We start from the raw sequence: 18,236 nt of genomic DNA on the forward strand, positions 1-18,236 counted from the left end.
GGGATTACTTAGGCCTCAGTAGCCACGTTGATATTGTTCAGGTACGGAAGGCTTTTCGCCACGCAGCGCCACCGCTGCATGAATCGCCCAATAAGGATCGCGCAGCAATCCGCGTCCCACAGCGACCAGATCGGCATCCTCATTGCCGATTACAGACTGCGCCAAGGCTGGGTCATCCAGTACGCCGACGGCGATTACTGGGATGTTCAGCGCCTCGCGGATTTGGCGAGCAAACGGCACTTGATAGCCCGGATAGTTGCCTGGCTTTCTGGCTCCAGCCGGGCCTTCTCCGCCCGAGCTGACATGGATCATATCTACGCCTGCAGCCTGATATGCTCGGCTCAGCTCAATGGCATGATCCACATCGTATCCACCATCTACGTATTCCACCGCACTGATGCGTAAGATTAACGGCATACCCGCAGGCATTTCCTTGCGCACAGCCTGAATGACTTCTACGCCGAAACGGGATAGATCCTTTCCATACTCGTCATCTCGCTTGTTCGTAACTGGCGAATGGAATTGGTGAATCAGGTAACCGTGTGCACCGTGAAGCTCAATCGTATCCACGCCTGCTTGAACTGCCCGACGGGCGGCGTCTGCGAATTTTTGCACCATGCCACGCACTTCCTCCGTGGTCAATGCACGCGGCTGTTTATAATTCACATCCGGATATGCAATGGCCGAAGGAGCCACCGGCTCTGCTGCATCCTCAGCTTTACGGCCTGCATGGGCAAGCTGTATGCCAACCTTGGCCCCGTGCGCATGAATACCGTCAACCAGCTTTTTATACGCCGGAATATGTTCATCTGACCAAAGCCCCAGATCGTAATCCGTAATCCGTCCATCCGGTTCCACGTCCGTCATTTCTATAATAATCAGGCCCGTGCCTCCAATAGCCCGACTCAGGTAGTGGACATGATGCCAATCATTCGGAATTCCGTCCTTGTCTGTCACCGAGTATTGACACATCGGCGCCATAACCACCCGGTTTTTCAATTCCAAATCCTTCAGAGTGTACGGTGTAAACAACGAATTATTCAAAGCGTTCATCTCCTTTTTATCTCTACCACATAAATGAAAATACGTTCCAAATTACACGGTCTATTATAAGCATAATCGGCACAGTCCAAACGAAACAAAGAGATTCCCCAACTGGAGTATCCCTCATATTTGCACCGTGCAGTCATTATGTATATCGTATGTTGTAGATATATTGCACACAATCTATTATCCACAACTTAATAACTTTTTGCAAGTAAATATTTAAATATTATTAAATATTTTTTTGTCTGCATTTTTCCAGACTCTTAGCCATAACACAAAAAGGCGCCCTTACGGGCACCTCTGCGAAAACTAGTCTTATTGCGCTGAGCCTAATTGAACCCATGCCTTCTCAATCTCTGCAACCGCCTGATCCTTGTTCATGTTGCCGCTAATATAAGCTTGCATCAGCTCGCCAAACTTTTGGTGGAATGTATCCAGCGAGTAGTTGACAGACAGATCACCAGACTTGGATGTTTTCAAAATGCTCTCCATTTCCTTAGGCATTTCCAGATCAGGAAGCGGCGCATCCTTGATTGGAGGGATTACCTTCGCTACTTGGGAGAACCAGTTCTTACCGTATTCCGAAGTGTACAGCCAGTTGAAGAATTCAATCGTTTCCTTGGATACTTCGGAATCCTTGTTGATACGCAGCGCCTGATCCGCACCAGTAATGATGACTGATTGATCCGCTTTGTCACTCACCGGATATCCCATGATGCCTATCTTGAGATCAGGATTAATTTTCTTGATTGCTTCCTCGTCCCATGCACCTTTGCCCGTCATAAACGCAGCTTTACCAGAGGCAAAATCGCTCACTTCTGCATTGCTGTCCCGTTCCAGCGGCTTATCTGTACCATGCTTCACCGTCAGATCGATGAAGCTAAAGAAGTTGTTGTACAGCACGGGGTAGTCCTTGATTTTCGCTTTACCTGCAATAAAATCATTAACAAGTTGCTTCGGCTCTACGCCAGCATCCTGCGCAGCAGCATCTACATAGTGTTGGAAGATATGCTTCCATACCCACCACTCTTTATACGCATTAGCAAATGGAGTAATACCTTTCGCCTCTAGCTTAGTAACAGCATCCTGCATCTCCGCAATTGTCTTCGGTGGGGAGGTTATCCCAGCCTTGGTAAGCAAATCTTTGTTGTAAATCAACGCAAACAGGTTCCCCTTGACTGGGAATCCCAACACTTTGCCGTCACTGGAACTCATATTCGCCCGGACAGCATCCGTCATGGCTGCTGCCAGCGGTTCATTGGTCAGATCGGCACTATAATCAGCATAGGTGTCGATGTCGCCTCCGGCTGTGGTCTGGAACACATCCGGTGTACTACCTGAAGCTATTTTTGACTTGAGAATTGTGTTGTAGTCTGCCTGCATGATCTCCAGATTGATCTTCACATTAGGTTTGACCTTCTTATACTCCTCGATATACGCGTTAAAAGCATCGGTATACTCCGGTGAGGCTGTAAACATATTTATTGTAACCGTTTTCAAATCTCCTTTGCCGCCAGTGCTTTCTTTAGCCGCATCTGTGCCGCCGCTGCCTCCACATCCGCTCAACAAACCGACCGTCAAAAGCAAACTGCCGGATAACGCCATCATCTTCTTTAACATGGATACTCCCCCATTTGTTTGTGATCAACGTCCATGCGCTCATTCTAAAAAATATAGTCCAATTTAAAAAGGCAGATTAGTGAAGCGTTAAGGGTAAAAAAGTGGTTTATTGCAGGCTCACGCGATACTCCGACGGTGACACCTGATAATAATTGCGAAAAGCCTTACTGAAATAGTTTTTATCCTTGTAACCGAGCATATCGGAAATTTCCTGAATTTTCAGACTGGAATCACCCAGCAGTTCCTTTGCCTTGTCCATTCTGACCTTCTGTACATATTCGTGAATGCCGTAACCAAACTGCTGTTTGAACAATTTCATCAGATATTCCCGGCTCAAAAAATAGGTTTCGGCAAAAAATGAGATTTTGATATCTTCAAAATAGTAACGGTCGATATACCTTTTGATTTCTGTAATATCAAAGGGCTGGTTTCCCGCTTGTGCATGTTGGACCCCGGCAATGTAAAGCTCCAGCATGCGGTGTAATCTCTGACTATAGTCGGCAAGGCTCGTAAAATCAGCAGACAGATTGCCTTCAACCACGCGCCCCAGTTCTCCTAAGGTTTCCTCCTGATTAGGCGCAGACACAGGCGTACCCAGCTCAATCGTTGCTTCTCTCAGTAAAAAATGGAACTCCCGCAGCAATCGGTCCGCATCCTGCAAACGGAAAACAGAGCCTGCTGCCAATTGCTTCAACAGATCGCTCAGTAGTACCTTTGCCCGGTTTGCTTGACCGGTCTGAGCATCCTTTTGGATCGACAACAGTCGATCCGTCCATGGCACTTCCTCTGACGCACCCACTTGCCGGGGCACCGTATGGAGAATAGATTCTCCTTCCAACTTCAACACATCCGTGCTGCGAATGAGCGTCTTGGCATCCCTATAAGCAGAAGCCAACTCCACCACGTCTGTACAGAGCTTGCCCACGCCGGCTGCTACCACCATATTGAACAGCCCATGCAGGTTCGCAACCGCCTTCTGTGCCACCTGTGCCAGTAGGAGGGACATATGTTCTTGTTGTCCTGAGGCCAGGGTACAGATAGAAACGACCTCACGCTCTCTTCGCGGATGGGGGAAGCTAAAACAACGCAACCGTTCATCTGATGTCTGCGCTAATACATTCGTTACAGCAAAATCCATCAGATCGGCATCGCCATGAAAACGTGTCCTGCGAATCTCATCCCTGTTCAGCAGCCGCAGCACGATCACGCCAAAGCGGTTCTCCTGCTGATCTGCTCCAATCAATGGCAGCAACGCGGTATTGGCCTGCTTTTTAAAGCTACCGTCCAAAATGGACATATAGAGCTTTTCTTTCAGCTTCGGTAGTGACATATTTAGCGTAATGCTCTGATTAATGAACTCGTCTTGGCTTTGCTTACGGCTTTCCAGAATGTCCACCGCCTTGCGCAGTGCCTGATTCAGATCCTGGCGGTTGATAGGTTTAAGCAGATAATCTACCACCCGCGATTGAATCGCTTGTCGTGTAAATTCAAAGTCGTTGTAGCCACTAATGACAATCGTCAGCAGATGGGGATACGCCTTCTCGATAACACGAAGAAATTCGATGCCATTCATCTCCGGCATTTTCATATCGACCATCACCACATCGATAGGGTGCTGACCCAGCAGCTCCATTCCCAACTTTCCATTCGTCGCCTCATAAATATGTTCGATACCCAGACGATCCCAGTCTCCAACAATACGAATGGCTTCGCGTAACGGTTCTTCATCGTCAATAATCAATACGTTATACATGGCTGACTCCTCCCCGGGGAATTTGCATTCTCATTTCTGTTCCTGTTTCATCCGTAAGTATGAATAACCCTGCCTGATCTCCATACAAAAGCTTCAACCGTGTGTTCAGATTTTTCAGGCCAATATGCTCGCTCTCCCGGTCTTCCCATTTTTCATCGAACGAATCCAGCACTACTTTCAGCTTGTCCTCTGAAATTCCAGGTCCGTTGTCCCTGACTGCAATTGTAGCGTCTGTAGCACCTGATTCGGCCGAAATGTCGATCAGAATGTCGCTTGATACTTTTTCCAACGCATGCTTGATAGAGTTTTCTACCAACGTCTGCACGGATAACCTCGGAATCGGCAGCTCCATCAGCGTGTCCTCCCATACCACTTCGACTCGGAGTCTCGCCCCGAATCTTGCCTTTTGCAGACCTATATACCGTTCAATATGCCTGAGCTCCTCGCGGGCAGCTACAATATCCTTGCCGTTGATGGAATAGCGCAGAGTTTGGGCCAATGCATCCACCATATCCGCCATGTCGAACATCTCCCGCTTTAATGCCTGTGTGGATATGGCTTGTAAGGCATTGTACAGAAAATGGGGATTAATCTCAGCCTCCAGCGCCTTGAGTATGGCATTCTTTTCGACCAGCTTCATACGATAGCGCTCATTAATAAGTTCTTCGGTTCTTTGGACCATTTCGTTAAAATGCAGCGACAAATAGGCAATCTCATCGTGCCCCTTCACAGGAGCCCTTGCCTCAAAATCTCCGGTGCTGAACCGTTTCATCTGGGTAGATAGCTTATGTAAAGGTCGGGTAATCGCGTTCGAGGTCAATGTCACCAAAATAATAGACACACCTAAAAATAAAGCCCCGATGACATAACTCCAATTCCGTGTGGTCGTAGCGGCTTCATAAATTTGGCGGTATGGAATCGGCTTGATGAGCTGCCACCCGTCCTTTTGGCCTGCATCATAAACGACCAAATACTCCTGGTTGCTGTTGCTGTCTGACCACGTTACTTGTCCGCTTCCTCCCTCTCCGATCTGAGCTAATACTCCAGAATCACGCATTCGTTCATACAGCGGAAGACTGTTCACATAAAAGGGAACCCGTTCGGGGCTGATCAGCATCAGTTGATCCCCTTTACCCAGTGGAATATTCCGCATGATTTCATCTACAGCGCTCGTGTTGTAATAAAAGGACAACACTGCCTGCGGGTGACGGGATGCAATCGATCTCAGCACTCGATGGTAAGCCATAAAACTGGCTTGCGGCGCCACATAGCCCATATCAGAGCGGGATTCCACAAAAGATTGAAAAGATTCGTTTGCAGTGCTGGCCATCGCCTCTTTATACCAGGGAAGCTTGGGAAGATCCGTGTTTATTCCTTTGCGTACCGTTATGTTATACGTCTCCCTAGTCACTACGTAGTATTGATGGCGGTCCGCCACATATAGATAGATCGCTTCCAGATCATTGCGGGAATAAAACATGTTGCGCAAGTAATTTTCAATGACCATTCGTGCAGCATAGTCCCGATTCTCATTAGCAATCGCGTTCATGATATCGTTATAGCGAAGCTGTGGCAGAGCCAGCTGCTGCATCCCCTCCAAGTAATCCTCCAAATTCTGATTGACCAGCAGCAGATTATTCGTCGTGCTGGCGATGCTATGGTTGACTGACTCCTTTTCAATCATCTGATAGGAAATAATCGTGAGTGAGCCCACCACCAGAATAATGACCGACGTAAAAAGCAGAATGAGCTTGTTCACTAATTTTTGCGTAATCCGCTTCCACATGGATCGAAGAATTGTCCCTACACGCCCTGACATCATGATAACCGCCCCTTTTGAAAGCGTACACATTTTTACCCTCAACTGTTTTCTTAAATCCATTGGTCCGGCCCTAGGGGCTATCCTATACTTTCATTATATCTTAAACAGCTTGGAGCGAAAGACCGGAAAATGCTGAGAAAAAGAGGTGCGTTATGCTGAAAAAAAGGGGAACATGGGGCGACAAGGGCAGCAAGCTGGAATTTGGTTTATTCACACTGCCCGTAATCTTGTGCATTACAATTGCATTTTATATTCCGTTTTTGATGACGATACGCTATTCCCTGACCAAGTGGAACGGCATATCCAAACATCCGAAATTCGTGGGTCTAGATAACTTCAAGCAAATCCTGCTCGGAGACGCTAACTTTGCACATGCAGCCTGGTTTACAATCAAATACGCCATTTTGTACATTGTGCTGGTAAACGTGCTGGCCATTTTGCTGGCACTCGTCCTCGACATGAAGCTCAAAAGCTCGGCCTGGCTACGCGCGGCTTTCTTTATACCTTATATCCTCAGCCTCGTTATTGTCGGCTTTATATGGAAATTCATCTTTATGCAAGGCTTTGAGTCACTGGACCACAGTACAGGCTGGGGCATCTTCCAGCTCAGTTGGCTAGGCGAGGAAGGGCTCGCGTTTATTTCCATTTTGGCGGTATCCATCTGGCAATCCATTGGCTTTTACATGGTCATTTATATTGCAGGTTTGCAATCTGTACCTGAGGATCTAAAAGAGGCTGCCATCGTTGACGGAGCAGGGCCGATCCGGAGATTTTTCAGTATTATTTTGCCAATGCTCGCACCCTCGATTACGATCTCGGTCTTCATGGCACTGACCAACTCGATCAAGGTGTTTGACGTCATTTTATCTCTGACTGGCGGTGGACCAGGAGGTACGACATACAGCATTGCGTATGATATTTACCGAGATACGTTCCAGAACAATCTGTATGGCTACGGAACAGCCAAAGCCTTGATTTTATTCGTTGCAGTACTGATCATTACGATTATTCAATTGTCTATTTTCAAACGCAGGGAGGTTGAAGCCTGATGCAACGCAGCCGTACAGGACGTATTTTGCTGGAAGCGGGCATGATTGTATTATCGCTGTTATTCTTGTACCCGCTGTTTCTCGCCATTAACAATTCGTTCAAAAGCTTTGCTGAGGTCATGACCGACGTCATTGCGCTGCCCAAGCAGCTTTCGCTGGATAACTACGTATACGTATGGAAGTTCATTGACTATCCTCGTTTATTTCTGAATAACACGATTATCACCGTCGTCGGCCTGGCAGGTATCGTACTGATATCCTCCATCGCGGCCTACAAGCTGGCAAGAACCAAAAGCAAATGGAGCTCCGTGATTTACATGCTATGCATTATGCCGATGCTGATCCCGTTTCAGTCCATCATGCTCACTGTCCTGCGACTGGCAAAAGACTTAAATTTGGCAGACAGCACTTGGGGACTTGGCCTGCTATACTGGGGTTTCGGAGCCCCGCTGGCAGTGTTTATCTATCACGGCTTCGTGAAAGGCATTCCGGTCGAGATTGACGAAAGCGCCAAGATTGATGGAGCCTCAGGCTTTCGGCTTTTCTTTTCCGTCATCTTTCCTCTGCTGAAATCGGTCACCGCCACTATTGTTATTATCGACGTGATGTGGATATGGAACGATTTTCTACTTCCACTTCTCATGGTTAACGGCTCACCCAGCACCAAAACACTTACGCTGGCTGCCTATACCTTCGTTGGGCAATATACATCAGACTGGCAATATGCCATGACCGCGATGGTAATGGCTGTGCTGCCCTCCATTATCGTATTTATCTTTCTGCAAAAATATATTGTTAAGGGCGTAGTGGCCGGGGCCGTCAAAGGCTGAGACAACTATCCCTTACAGATGGCCCAAAGAGGACTTGCGTAAAGTTTACGCAAGTCCTCTTGTCTTCGTGATGTCCATGCCCGTACTCTGACATTATTTATGCTTAACCCATTGCGCGCTATCCATCGGCCAAAAGATCACATCCGCACGTCCAACAATGTCCTTGATGGAAACAAAACCAATAGCACGGCTATCCCTACTATTATTGCGGTGGTCACCCATCACAAAAATATACCCCTCAGGAACCTTGGAATCGGTTATGGATCCGTTTGGGAAGTCCACATTATTATATAATTCTCCCTTGGCGTGAGCATCTTGGATAGCTCCTTGAATGTATGGCTCCTCTACTTTCTTACCGTTCACATAAAGATGATCACCTTGATACTGAATGGTATCTCCAGCCACTCCAATAACACGCTTAATAAAGTCCTTTTGTTCCTTTTTTACATGGAATACAACAACCTCGCTTGCCTTGGGGTCACGAAAATCGTAAATTACCTTATTCACGACCACTCGTTCATCTGTTTTGAAATTCGGTTCCATGGATGCTCCCTCAACAATAAATGGCGCAAATAACAGCCAACGTATAATGAACACGAGCACAATGGCAACAATAATTGCCTTAAGCCAATCGATCATCTCATTGTTCATTCGCGGTCGCTTTTCCTGCAATGGTTCGGAAGTTGAACTCGTCAAATGCTTCCCGCTCTCCATGCGCTAAACCCACCTTTTCAACAGTTTTCATTTCTATTATATGTATAATGTTTAAGTATAATCAAATTTTCCCAGCCTTGCAAAACCATATTTTTAGTTGAAACAAAAGTGTGAACTTTTTTTTCACAATATCAAAAAAACAACAAAAAACTGTTGATGCAAACGTTAACATATATTACACTGTGCATATACTTCTTAGAGCGTTTTGGACTTATGATAGATCAATCTGTCCCCCCAGGAGGTGTCCTGTTTTTTAATGGAAAGACAGCATGATCCACTTTTATATGTGCTATCTTCTTTTAAAATATGAGCTCAGATAAGGAGGAATTTACATGTTTAAACGGAATGATCGTTCAAAAAACGGCTTTAACGCTCTAAGACTCGGTGTTTCTTTTGTTTTTGCTTCTTCTTTCTTTATTGGAACCGCTTACGCAGATGTTCCATCCAACAACCTCCCCTCTACCACACTCACAGAGGAGGCCGTCAGCGCAACCGATTCAGCAGCTGTTTCCACCACGTTAGCGGCAGGTGATTTGTATGTGGCTCCTAATGGTAACGTGTCCAATCCAGGCACGATATCTAGTCCTACCACCCTCGAAGCAGCACTGACACAAATTGCTCCTGGTAAAACCATCTACCTGCGCGGTGGTAACTACGCCTACTCTTCAACGATTACAATTCAGCGTGGAAATAACGGCAGTAACGGCTCACTCAAGGGGTTAGTCGCTTACGGTAGCGAAAAGCCTGTACTTGATTTTTCTGCTCAGGCCTTTGGTTCAGCCAATCGGGGACTTCAGCTTAACGGAGACTTCTGGCTGGTCAAAGGTCTTGAAGTCAAAGGTGCCGGAGATAACGGTATCTATATCGGCGGCAGTAATAACCGAATTGAAAATGTGGAAACCCACCACAATCGGGACACCGGACTTCAACTCGGGCGTTATTCCCCTAACGCTTCCACCAGTGAGTGGCCTGCGAACAATTTGATCTTGAATTCCTACTCTCACGATAATGCCGATCCCGATAATGGTGAGGATGCCGATGGCTTCGCAGCCAAGCTGACTGTAGGATCAGGCAATGTGTTCGATAACTGCTTGGCAGCGTACAACGTAGACGATGGCTGGGATCTGTACAGCAAAACGGAAACAGGCCCTATCGGTGCCGTAACCATTTTGAACAGTGTGGCCCATCACAACGGGCAAACCTCTGATGGAACGTCTACTGCGAACAGTGACGGCAACGGCTTTAAGCTGGGTGGAGACAAAATCAAAGTCAACCATATTGTAAAAAACAGTATTGCTTTCCAGAACAAAAAACACGGATTCACCTACAATAGCAACCCTGGCACAATTACTTTGACCAACAATACTTCATGGGACAATGGACAAAGCAATTTCGCCTTTGATAAGGGTGAACACGTGTTCATTAACAATCTCTCTTTTGAAGGAACAGCAAGTGATAAAACAAGTGGCACAGATCAAGATAACTCAAACGTTTGGTGGAAAAACAAAAAAACGACGAATGCCAAAGGTCTCGCAGCCAGTGCAGACGACTTTGTCAGTCTCGTGCCTTCCATCACTCGAGGCGCAGACGGTTCCATCCAGCTGGGTGATTTCCTTAAGCTGGCCAAAGGAAGCGATCTGATTGGCTCGGGTACTCCGAGCGGAAATATAGGGGCACGGTAAAAGCTCTACCTAATCAGGACGCCTGGCCCATCTACCAACCTAGACAATTCTGCATAATATAGCGACCGGTGATTGTCCTCATAACCAGACAAAATATGAGGTGAACAGATCATGGAACGAAAAATCACACTGAAACATACACTTGCCTATGGAAGCGGTAACATGCTGGGAAGTGGCGCACTTGCTATTAGCGGTGCATGGTTAATGTACTTTTATACAACCTTTTGCGGACTGTCTCCTGTTCAGGCCGCAGCCATTTTCTCTGTTGCCAGCATCATAGATGCGGTCAGCAATCCGATCATGGGCTTTATCAGCGATAACTTTCACCGAACCCGCTTAGGCCGTAAATTCGGCAGACGCCGTTTTTTCATCATGATGGGTATCCCGCTGATGCTCGTGTATCCGATGCTTTGGATAGATGGGCTGGGCTTCTGGTATTACCTGAGTACGTACGTGCTGTTTGAACTGGTGTACACCTCTGTCATGGTGCCGTATGAAGCACTAGCGTCCGAGATGACCCGAGACTTCGGCGCACGCTCCAGATTGACTGGATGGAAGGCCATGTTTGGTAAAATCGCCAATTTTGCTGCCGCTTTTATCCCTGGTCGCTTTATTGCTGCTTACGGCAAAGACTCTCCATTGCCTTTCTTGTATACCGGTCTCGTTTTTGCAGCAATTCTGCTGATTGCCATGGCTTTCTTGTACAAAAACTCTTGGGAACGTCCAAGTGAAGAACTGCAAAAGGAACTGGAAGGTGAAGCTCCGCTTTCCTTTATAGATTCCATGAAAAAGTTGTTTATCGACATTTCCTCTACTTTTCGGGTCAAGACGTTCCGTCATCATCTTGGGATGTACCTGGGCGGATTTTCAGCTGAGTGGCTGTTTACTTCAGCTTTTACGTACTTTATTGTCTTCTCCTTGTTCCAAAGCTCGGAGATGGTATCCAATCTGAACAGCTTTAACTCTGTCATTCAATTAATTTCTACCTATTTCTTCATCCAATTCTGTGTGCGTAAAGGGTTTCGTATGCCTTTCATCGCCGCACTCGTCGTCGTTTGCTTTAGCGTAGCAGGTTATGGCCTGCTCTATATGACGGGAGCCTCTAATACAATGATGTGGCTATATGTCATCACACTGTTCATGGGACTTGGTACGGGTGGCGTCTACTACATCCCTTGGAATCAATACACGTTCCTTGCCGATGTGGATGAAGCGTTAACTGGTCGTCGCCGGGAAGGTATTTATGCGGGTATGATGACTTTTGCCGGAAAAATGGTGCGGGCCGTTGTCGTTTTCATTCTCGGCTGGGTGTTACAGCACTTTGGCTTTGTATCCGGAGCTGAAAGTCAGCCAGTCTCTGCTCAGCACGCTATCTTTTATGTACTCGTGGTGGGTACGATCGTTCTCGCGATCATCGGGATGATTGCTTCTGTCGTAATGAAGCTGGATATTGACAGCCACAAGAAGCTAATCGCCGAGATTGACCGCCTCAAAAACGGCGGCTCGATGAAATCAGCCAAGCCAGAGGCTCGCAAAGTGTTCGAACAGCTGACAGGCTTCAGCTACGAGCGGTGCTGGGGCAACAACAATGTGGGCTTCAAGAGCAGACCCGTTGACCCTAAGACACACACTCCGTCTATGTAATCAGCAATAACAATTACAGATTAAACTTTACTGAAGAGGTGACTGTATCATGGCAAATTCAACTTCGCAACCAACAACCAATCCTACAAAAACAGAATCCTGGGCTGTACGTATGAGCGAATCCGTGCTTAAACGGAGTCCAGAACGTTATGAGAAATGGGAATATGACCATGGCGTGATTTACAGAGGTCTGGAATGGGTTGGCGAACTGACAGGTGATCCCAAGTATATGGAATATATAAAAAAACATATGGATCACTTTGTTGACGAAAATGGCGTGATTCAGCGCTATAAAGTAGATGAGTACAATATTGACCACGTAAATAACGGTAAGCTGCTCTTCACTCTGTATCGTGCCACAGGAGATGAACGCTATAAAAAGGCAGCCTTCCAATTACGCAGTCAGCTGGAAAAACATCCACGCACAAGCGAGGGCGCATTCTGGCATAAGCAAATTTATCCGTATCAAATTTGGCTTGACGGCTTGTACATGGGTGCCCCGTTCTATGCTGAGTTTATTCGCGAATTCGGAGATCCATCAGAGTTTGACGATGTGACCCTGCAATTCAAGCTATGCTACAAGCATACGCGTGATCCTGAAACAGGTCTGCTCTATCACGCTTGGGATGAGAAGCTGGAGCAGCCTTGGTGCAACCCGGAAACAGGCTGTTCCAAAAATTTCTGGGGCCGCTCAATGGGCTGGTTTGTCATGGCACTCGTCGACGTGCTGGACTACATCCCAGAAGATCATGCAGATCGTCCCGTCTTGATCGATATGCTGAACGAAACACTGGAGGCCTTGCTGAAAGTGCGTGATAAGGAAAGCGGCGTCTTTTATCAGGTGCTCAATCTGGGCCATGTGAAAGGCAACTATCTGGAAGCATCTGCTTCCTGCATGATTCTATATGCTATTGCTAAAGGTGTTCGCAAAGGCTATCTGCCAGAGCATTATCGTCAAGAAGCGGAAATCATCCGTAAAGGTATTATTGATGAGTTTATCACGATTACTGAAGAAGGACTTGTGAATCTGAACAAAACAGTACAAGTAAGCGGTCTGGGAGGTAAGGATCGCCGGGATGGTACCTTCGCTTACTATATCAGTGAGCCGATTATAACTAACGATCCCAAAGGTATTGGCGCTTTCATTCAGGCGATGGGTGAAGCGGAGCGCATCTAAACGATGCGGACTATATACTCTTAGATAGCACAAAGGACGGTGGCGATCAGCCCCGTCCTTTCCTCATTTATGCCTACCTTACTTACTTCATAACTTTAAATTCATATCCCTGTTTCTTCAGATATTCTATGATTTGTGGCAATGCTTTGGCCGTTTCTTCTTTACCATAGGTGTCATGCATGAGTATGATTGCTTTTTCTCGACCTTTGACTGACCTTATAAACTGGTTGATTAGTGCCGGTGCTTTCTTGGATCTTCCCTCTGCATCCTTCGTTAATACATTCCAGTCCACCTGATGGTAATCCTTTTGACGCAAAACCTTATCCAGAGCAGCCATTCCCTGTGGATCTCTTCTGTTCCATGTCATGTGGCCCCCAGGGAAGCGGATCATTCTGGTGGAGAATTCTGGCCCCAGAATGCTTTTTAGAACCTGATTGTTCTTCTCGATCTCCTGCATAACATGATCCGTATTTACTCGTCTGTTCGGATATAAATATTTATAATTATGTGAGTACGTATGGTTCCCTATCGCGTGACCCTCTTTGGCAATTCTTTTGATAAGGTTCCTGGTATGCTCATTTTCATTGGCTTCTTTACCTACAATAAAAAAGGTTGCCTTGACCTTCTGCTTTTTCAGAATATCTAATATCTGAGGTGTGACCGTCACGGATGGTCCGTCATCAAAGGATAAGTAAGCCACTTTTTTACCATCAGCTCCATCGGGCATTTGTCCTAGCATTTGCTGATTTAAATATTTTTCGACAAAGGCACCGTCTTCTACATCGGGATCGTTTTTTGGAGAGGCCGCTTTACCCTTTGCCCCTGCGCTGGATTTAATATTTGATGAGCCGGAATCCATTTTTTTAGCAAGCTCCTGGGTCGGCGCGTGTGGCTTGCTATCCGAGACCTTTATCGCAATAAAAGTAATACAGCCTGCCACAAATAATATAATAGCAATCAGTATCAGCCTTCTTCTGTTCCTCTTCAAGCGGTGCTCACTTGTTCTACTATGTGAATAACCCTTTTCCATTAGATTATGTACCTCCACACCAAAATAAGAAAAACCACCGGAGCAGGGTGAAAGGGCACCTTACAACGAACATTGCAAAACTCTGAGGTTTAGCCAATGAAAGTTTAAGGGTGCACTTCAACCAGGGGACGGACAACCTACTTCCCGGTGGTTTCTTATCTTGCATTTGCATAATTTATGAATATCATTGCGGTTCTGCTCATTAAGATTGCTTCGTTAGGGCCTCAGCCAGCAAAGATGCATAGGCTTTAGCGCCTTTAGGTTTTAAATGTACTCCATCATGCTCAAAATATGAGTTTTTACCAGAACTTGCTGCATACCAGTCAATCATTGTAATTCGCGGATCTTGGGATGCAGCTTCGGCAAGATGCTTGTTCACAATGCTCTCCCAGGGCCGTGGTACACGGGTATTCACAAGTATAATACGCTTCGTATCCTTCAGGCTGGCGAGCAGATCAGATAACTGGTCCTTGGTAAAAGCGCCGTTCGTACCCAGTTCAATAATCACCGTCTTACCCAGCTGTCCGTTTTGTCTCAGTTGCTCCAGTACAGCAGGCGCTTCCGTCATTTGACGGCCGATCCGTCCATCCACAACGGCCCCCGGGAAGTATTCCTCAATGTACGACTGTACATCGAGCATGACAGAGTCTCCAATGGCGGTCACGCTCGAACCATCGCCTGTCATAGACTTAGCCTGTTTGGATGTAGTCGAAGGTTCCGTCTTCGTCGTAACGCCATCCGCAGTACCAGCCTTGACTGTCGTGTTTTTAGGCGTCTGGGCTTGAGACGGAGCTTTACTGTCCTGGACTCCTTGTGGCTTGATGGCTGTAGGCTCCTTGGAAGCTACGGACACCGTTCCGTGAAGCGGCGGCATCGCCTTTGCCTTTGCAATTGGCTTCTCATCACTAGATGCTGCCTGCAACGTTGCGTCAGGAGATACCACGTACAGGTGAACTGTACCCACACCAATACCTATACAAAGCATTGCTGTTGCGGTTGTAGAGACCCATCTCCACCGTACCTGTCGGCGAACCGTTGAACGAATTCCTGCAATCCAGTGCCGGAATCCATCGTGCCGAATCGGTTCCTCGATATATTTAAACGAGAGAGACGCCAGCAGTATGGTAGCTAGCAATTGTATAACGATACGCATCACATGCACACCATCGGTGTCCACCTGAGGTGTAGTTAGCGTGATAACTGGAAAATGCCATAGATACAGTCCGTAGGAACGGGCGCCTATCCAGCGTAGCGGCTTGCGTCCAAGCAGGCGACCGAGATGGCTCACTGGGTGTGCCAACGCTGCGACCACAATAGCAGTGATCACAGCAATCCCCAGCAAGCCGCCGCGGTACAGAGATGGATCATATTCATTCGAGGCCCACGCCCAGTGGCATAGCAGCAGCAAGCTGATTGCACCGATGCCATCGAGAAGCAGGCGCGCCTTCGCAGAAGCATGCTCTTTCAGCTTGCCGCTTGGCCATACCAAGGCCAGCGCCGCACCAATCAGTAGAGCAAAGCCACGTGTATCCGTTCCATAATATACCCGGCTCGGATCGCTTCCCGGTACGTAAATCACGGCCATGAGGAGCGCGGATATTAACGCCAGACAAATCACCCATCCGGCCAGTACAATACGCTTGGGCATGTACTTTAGCCCAAGCGCCAGCAGTAAAGGCCACAGGATATAAAACTGCTCCTCCACCGCAAGCGACCACAGATGCCCAAGGGGAGAAGGAGGGCCGAAACTTTCAAAATACGAAACCTGATGGAAAATAAACCACCAATTGCTCATATACACCAATGCAGCAGGTACATCTCCGCGCAAGGCCGTAAGCCGTGACGGATCGAAAAGCAACGAGCACAGGACAATGGTAGCCACAACCGTCAGCATGGCAGGCAGCAACCTTCTGGCACGACGCACCCAGAAATCTTTCATTTTAAAACTATGATATGTATCCCACTGACTGACTAGAATATCTGTAATCAGATACCCCGACAAAGTAAAAAAGACGCCTACACCCAACAAACCACCCGGCAACCAATCCGGATTCAGATGATACACAATGACTGCGATGACCGCCAGTGCTCTTAATCCATCCAAACCTGGCATATAACGACGTTGTGACGACAACCGATTAGACTTCATTTCAGCCGCCGTCCTTCTTGCAAATTCGAACTCTCTGTCTGTTTCAATGCTCTTCTGCCCTTTCCCTCTCCTGCACATCGTCTGTGCGGTGCCCTGTAGCCTTTTCATTCATTATATAAAAATTCATAATCGTAATGATTTCATTGAAGTTAAAATTAATGACAATGTTTTTATTATATCATTCCTTTCCACAGTTAGGTAACTGCTGATAGATATACAAAAAAAGGCATCTCTTCCCTTAGGAAGAAAATACCTTTTTTTAAAATTCGTATCTATTAAAATTTGATGATCCCTGAAGTATGAAGGAATACCAACAACATCAGGATCGGTGCAACATAGCGAAGGCCGAACAACCATACACGGAACCAAATAGGCTTGAGATTGGCATGCTCGCCAGCAGTTTTCCAGTAGTACCCTGTGAATATAACAATCAGTAAGCCACCGAGTGGCAAGAAGATGTTGGACGCTGTGAAGTCAACAAAGTCAAAGAAGGATTTGTCGCCCACCTTTAACTCTGGAACCAACCCCATAGATAATGCAGAAGGGACACCCAGCAACAGACACAGGATCGATACGATGACAACCGAGCGAACCCGGCCCCAACGGAACCGCTCCATAACATAAGCTACGGGTACCTCCAGCAGGGATACCATAGAGCCTAATGCCGCAACTGCCAGCAATACGAAGAACAAACCACCGAAGAAAGCTCCGAAAGGCATGGCAGAGAATGCAGCCGGTAAAGCAATAAAGACCAATGACGGTCCTTGGGCAGGGTTAATACCAAAGGAGAAGGTTGTAGGGAAAATGATCATACCTGCGATAAACGCATAAATTAAATCCCCGCCACCAACTGCCAGCATGGCTCCACCCAGCGATTGTCGACGATCCACATAAGCACCATATGTGACCATAATCCCCATCCCCAGTGAGAGGGAGAAGAAGGCATGTCCCAAAGCAACCAATGCAGACTCAATACTCAGCTTAGAAAAGTCGGGATTCAAAAAGAAGGATACACCCGCACCAGAACCTGGCAACATGAGAGCGTTAATCATCAACACGAGCAACAGGATAACCTTAGCAGGAATCAGAATTTTATTGAACTTTTCAATTCCGTTCGATACCCCTAGGGTAACCACGACTGCTGTAAATGCAAAAACAATTAACAACCACACCAACGGTGCATAGCCGGAAGAAAATGAAGCGAACTGGCCAGCAAAATCATTATTAGAAAACAGACTTCCGCTAAATGCCTCTACAGCATAATGCAGTGTCCATCCTCCTACAATGGCATAGAACGACAAAATAACAAACGGCACGATAACAAACATAATGCTCATCTTGCCCCAAATTGGATGTCCGCCTACTTTCACCATTGCAGAGGCAGCACTTCCTCGACCTGCACGACCAAGCGCAAGCTCTGCTAAAAGCACAGGCAAACCAACAAGCAACAAGCAGACAATAAACAACAAGAAAAATGCAGCTCCGCCATATTGTCCGGTAATATACGGAAATTTCCAGATGTTACCTAGTCCTGCCGCACTCCCGATCGCTGCCAAAATGAATCCAGCCGACGAGAAGCGTTCATTCTTATCAGACAGGTTATTCTTCCCCTTGCCCAAATTCATGGTATCCCCCTCATTCTCTCTACTTACGCATAAACTTGAGCATGCGTACATAAATAATTTTTTCTCATTATAGCGTAAGTAGGATGTAAGGTCA

Annotated in this window: 13 protein-coding genes; 5 read left to right on the forward strand and 8 right to left on the reverse strand. The window is 46.9% G+C overall.

The window, feature by feature from the left end; translation table 11 throughout:
- Window positions 1-15: 15 nt before the first annotated feature.
- From ACU1JV_RS13915 to ACU1JV_RS13930, 4 genes are all read right to left on the reverse strand, one after another.
- Window positions 16-1,044 carry an NADH:flavin oxidoreductase/NADH oxidase gene (locus tag ACU1JV_RS13915; protein WP_185156501.1) on the reverse strand — a complete coding sequence of 343 codons (1,029 nt, stop codon included), beginning with the start codon at window positions 1,042-1,044 and terminating at the stop codon, window positions 16-18.
- A gap of 318 nt (window positions 1,045-1,362) precedes the next feature.
- Window positions 1,363-2,667: an extracellular solute-binding protein gene (locus tag ACU1JV_RS13920; RefSeq protein WP_165079886.1), complete on the reverse strand. Its 1,305-nt coding sequence runs from the start codon at window positions 2,665-2,667 to the stop codon at window positions 1,363-1,365.
- A gap of 106 nt (window positions 2,668-2,773) precedes the next feature.
- Entirely contained in the window at window positions 2,774-4,420 is a 1,647-nt protein-coding gene (locus ACU1JV_RS13925) for a response regulator transcription factor (RefSeq protein WP_165079887.1), read from the reverse strand.
- Entirely contained in the window at window positions 4,413-6,272 is a 1,860-nt protein-coding gene (locus tag ACU1JV_RS13930) for a sensor histidine kinase (RefSeq protein ID WP_165079907.1), read from the reverse strand. The genes ACU1JV_RS13925 and ACU1JV_RS13930 overlap by 8 nt, the downstream gene beginning before the upstream one ends.
- A gap of 122 nt (window positions 6,273-6,394) precedes the next feature.
- On the opposite strand from ACU1JV_RS13930, the gene ACU1JV_RS13935 reads away from it, so the two are divergent.
- Together ACU1JV_RS13935 and ACU1JV_RS13940 are read left to right on the forward strand one after the other, a co-directional pair.
- Window positions 6,395-7,291, forward strand: a complete 897-nt coding sequence (locus ACU1JV_RS13935; protein ID WP_013373700.1) for a carbohydrate ABC transporter permease — start codon at window positions 6,395-6,397, stop codon at window positions 7,289-7,291.
- Entirely contained in the window at window positions 7,291-8,121 is an 831-nt protein-coding gene (locus ACU1JV_RS13940; protein ID WP_039271872.1) for a carbohydrate ABC transporter permease, read from the forward strand. Before ACU1JV_RS13935 ends, ACU1JV_RS13940 begins: the two co-directional genes overlap by 1 nt.
- A 93-nt stretch (window positions 8,122-8,214) precedes the next feature.
- Here the strand turns inward: ACU1JV_RS13940 and lepB are convergent, their stop codons facing one another.
- Complete coding sequence (lepB, locus tag ACU1JV_RS13945; protein WP_165079888.1) at window positions 8,215-8,835, reverse strand: signal peptidase I; 621 nt, start codon at window positions 8,833-8,835, stop codon at window positions 8,215-8,217.
- Window positions 8,836-9,167: 332 nt separating this feature from the next.
- Between lepB and ACU1JV_RS13950 the strand changes: the two genes are divergently transcribed.
- From ACU1JV_RS13950 to ACU1JV_RS13960, 3 genes are all read left to right on the forward strand, one after another.
- Complete coding sequence (locus ACU1JV_RS13950) at window positions 9,168-10,517, forward strand: right-handed parallel beta-helix repeat-containing protein (RefSeq protein WP_413987201.1); 1,350 nt, start codon at window positions 9,168-9,170, stop codon at window positions 10,515-10,517.
- 111 nt (window positions 10,518-10,628) lie between these two features.
- Window positions 10,629-12,161, forward strand: a complete 1,533-nt coding sequence (locus ACU1JV_RS13955) for an MFS transporter (RefSeq protein ID WP_064962769.1) — start codon at window positions 10,629-10,631, stop codon at window positions 12,159-12,161.
- Between the two features lie 49 nt (window positions 12,162-12,210).
- Window positions 12,211-13,338, forward strand: a complete 1,128-nt coding sequence (locus ACU1JV_RS13960; protein ID WP_013373705.1) for a glycoside hydrolase family 88/105 protein — start codon at window positions 12,211-12,213, stop codon at window positions 13,336-13,338.
- Between the two features lie 82 nt (window positions 13,339-13,420).
- On the opposite strand, the gene ACU1JV_RS13965 is transcribed toward ACU1JV_RS13960, so the two are convergent.
- The 3 genes from ACU1JV_RS13965 to ACU1JV_RS13975 form a co-directional block, all read right to left on the reverse strand.
- Window positions 13,421-14,368, reverse strand: a complete 948-nt coding sequence (locus ACU1JV_RS13965) for a polysaccharide deacetylase family protein (protein WP_165079890.1) — start codon at window positions 14,366-14,368, stop codon at window positions 13,421-13,423.
- Between the two features lie 202 nt (window positions 14,369-14,570).
- Window positions 14,571-16,625, reverse strand: coding sequence for an acyltransferase family protein (locus ACU1JV_RS13970; RefSeq protein WP_413987202.1), 2,055 nt, complete (start codon window positions 16,623-16,625; stop codon window positions 14,571-14,573).
- A 167-nt stretch (window positions 16,626-16,792) separates the two neighbouring features.
- The gene (locus ACU1JV_RS13975) at window positions 16,793-18,142 is read right to left on the reverse strand and encodes a sodium-dependent transporter (protein ID WP_025675755.1); all 1,350 of its coding nucleotides are present in this window, start codon (window positions 18,140-18,142) and stop codon (window positions 16,793-16,795) included.
- Between the last annotated feature and the right edge of the window lie 94 nt (window positions 18,143-18,236).

It is taken from the genome of Paenibacillus sp. T2-29 (assembly GCF_052921365.1).

Coding starts and splice junctions, on each gene's coding strand:
- ACU1JV_RS13940 (WP_039271872.1), top strand. CDS start 7,291: ATGCAACGCAGCCGTACAGGACGTATTTTGCTGGAAGCGGGCATGATT.
- ACU1JV_RS13930 (WP_165079907.1), bottom strand. CDS start 6,272: ATGTGTACGCTTTCAAAAGGGGCGGTTATCATGATGTCAGGGCGTGTA.
- ACU1JV_RS13920 (WP_165079886.1), bottom strand. CDS start 2,667: ATGTTAAAGAAGATGATGGCGTTATCCGGCAGTTTGCTTTTGACGGTC.
- ACU1JV_RS13925 (WP_165079887.1), bottom strand. CDS start 4,420: ATGTATAACGTATTGATTATTGACGATGAAGAACCGTTACGCGAAGCC.
- ACU1JV_RS13955 (WP_064962769.1), top strand. CDS start 10,629: ATGGAACGAAAAATCACACTGAAACATACACTTGCCTATGGAAGCGGT.
- ACU1JV_RS13950 (WP_413987201.1), top strand. CDS start 9,168: ATGTTTAAACGGAATGATCGTTCAAAAAACGGCTTTAACGCTCTAAGA.
- ACU1JV_RS13970 (WP_413987202.1), bottom strand. CDS start 16,625: ATGAAAAGGCTACAGGGCACCGCACAGACGATGTGCAGGAGAGGGAAA.
- lepB (WP_165079888.1), bottom strand. CDS start 8,835: ATGGAGAGCGGGAAGCATTTGACGAGTTCAACTTCCGAACCATTGCAG.
- ACU1JV_RS13960 (WP_013373705.1), top strand. CDS start 12,211: ATGGCAAATTCAACTTCGCAACCAACAACCAATCCTACAAAAACAGAA.
- ACU1JV_RS13935 (WP_013373700.1), top strand. CDS start 6,395: ATGCTGAAAAAAAGGGGAACATGGGGCGACAAGGGCAGCAAGCTGGAA.
- ACU1JV_RS13965 (WP_165079890.1), bottom strand. CDS start 14,368: ATGGAAAAGGGTTATTCACATAGTAGAACAAGTGAGCACCGCTTGAAG.
- ACU1JV_RS13975 (WP_025675755.1), bottom strand. CDS start 18,142: ATGAATTTGGGCAAGGGGAAGAATAACCTGTCTGATAAGAATGAACGC.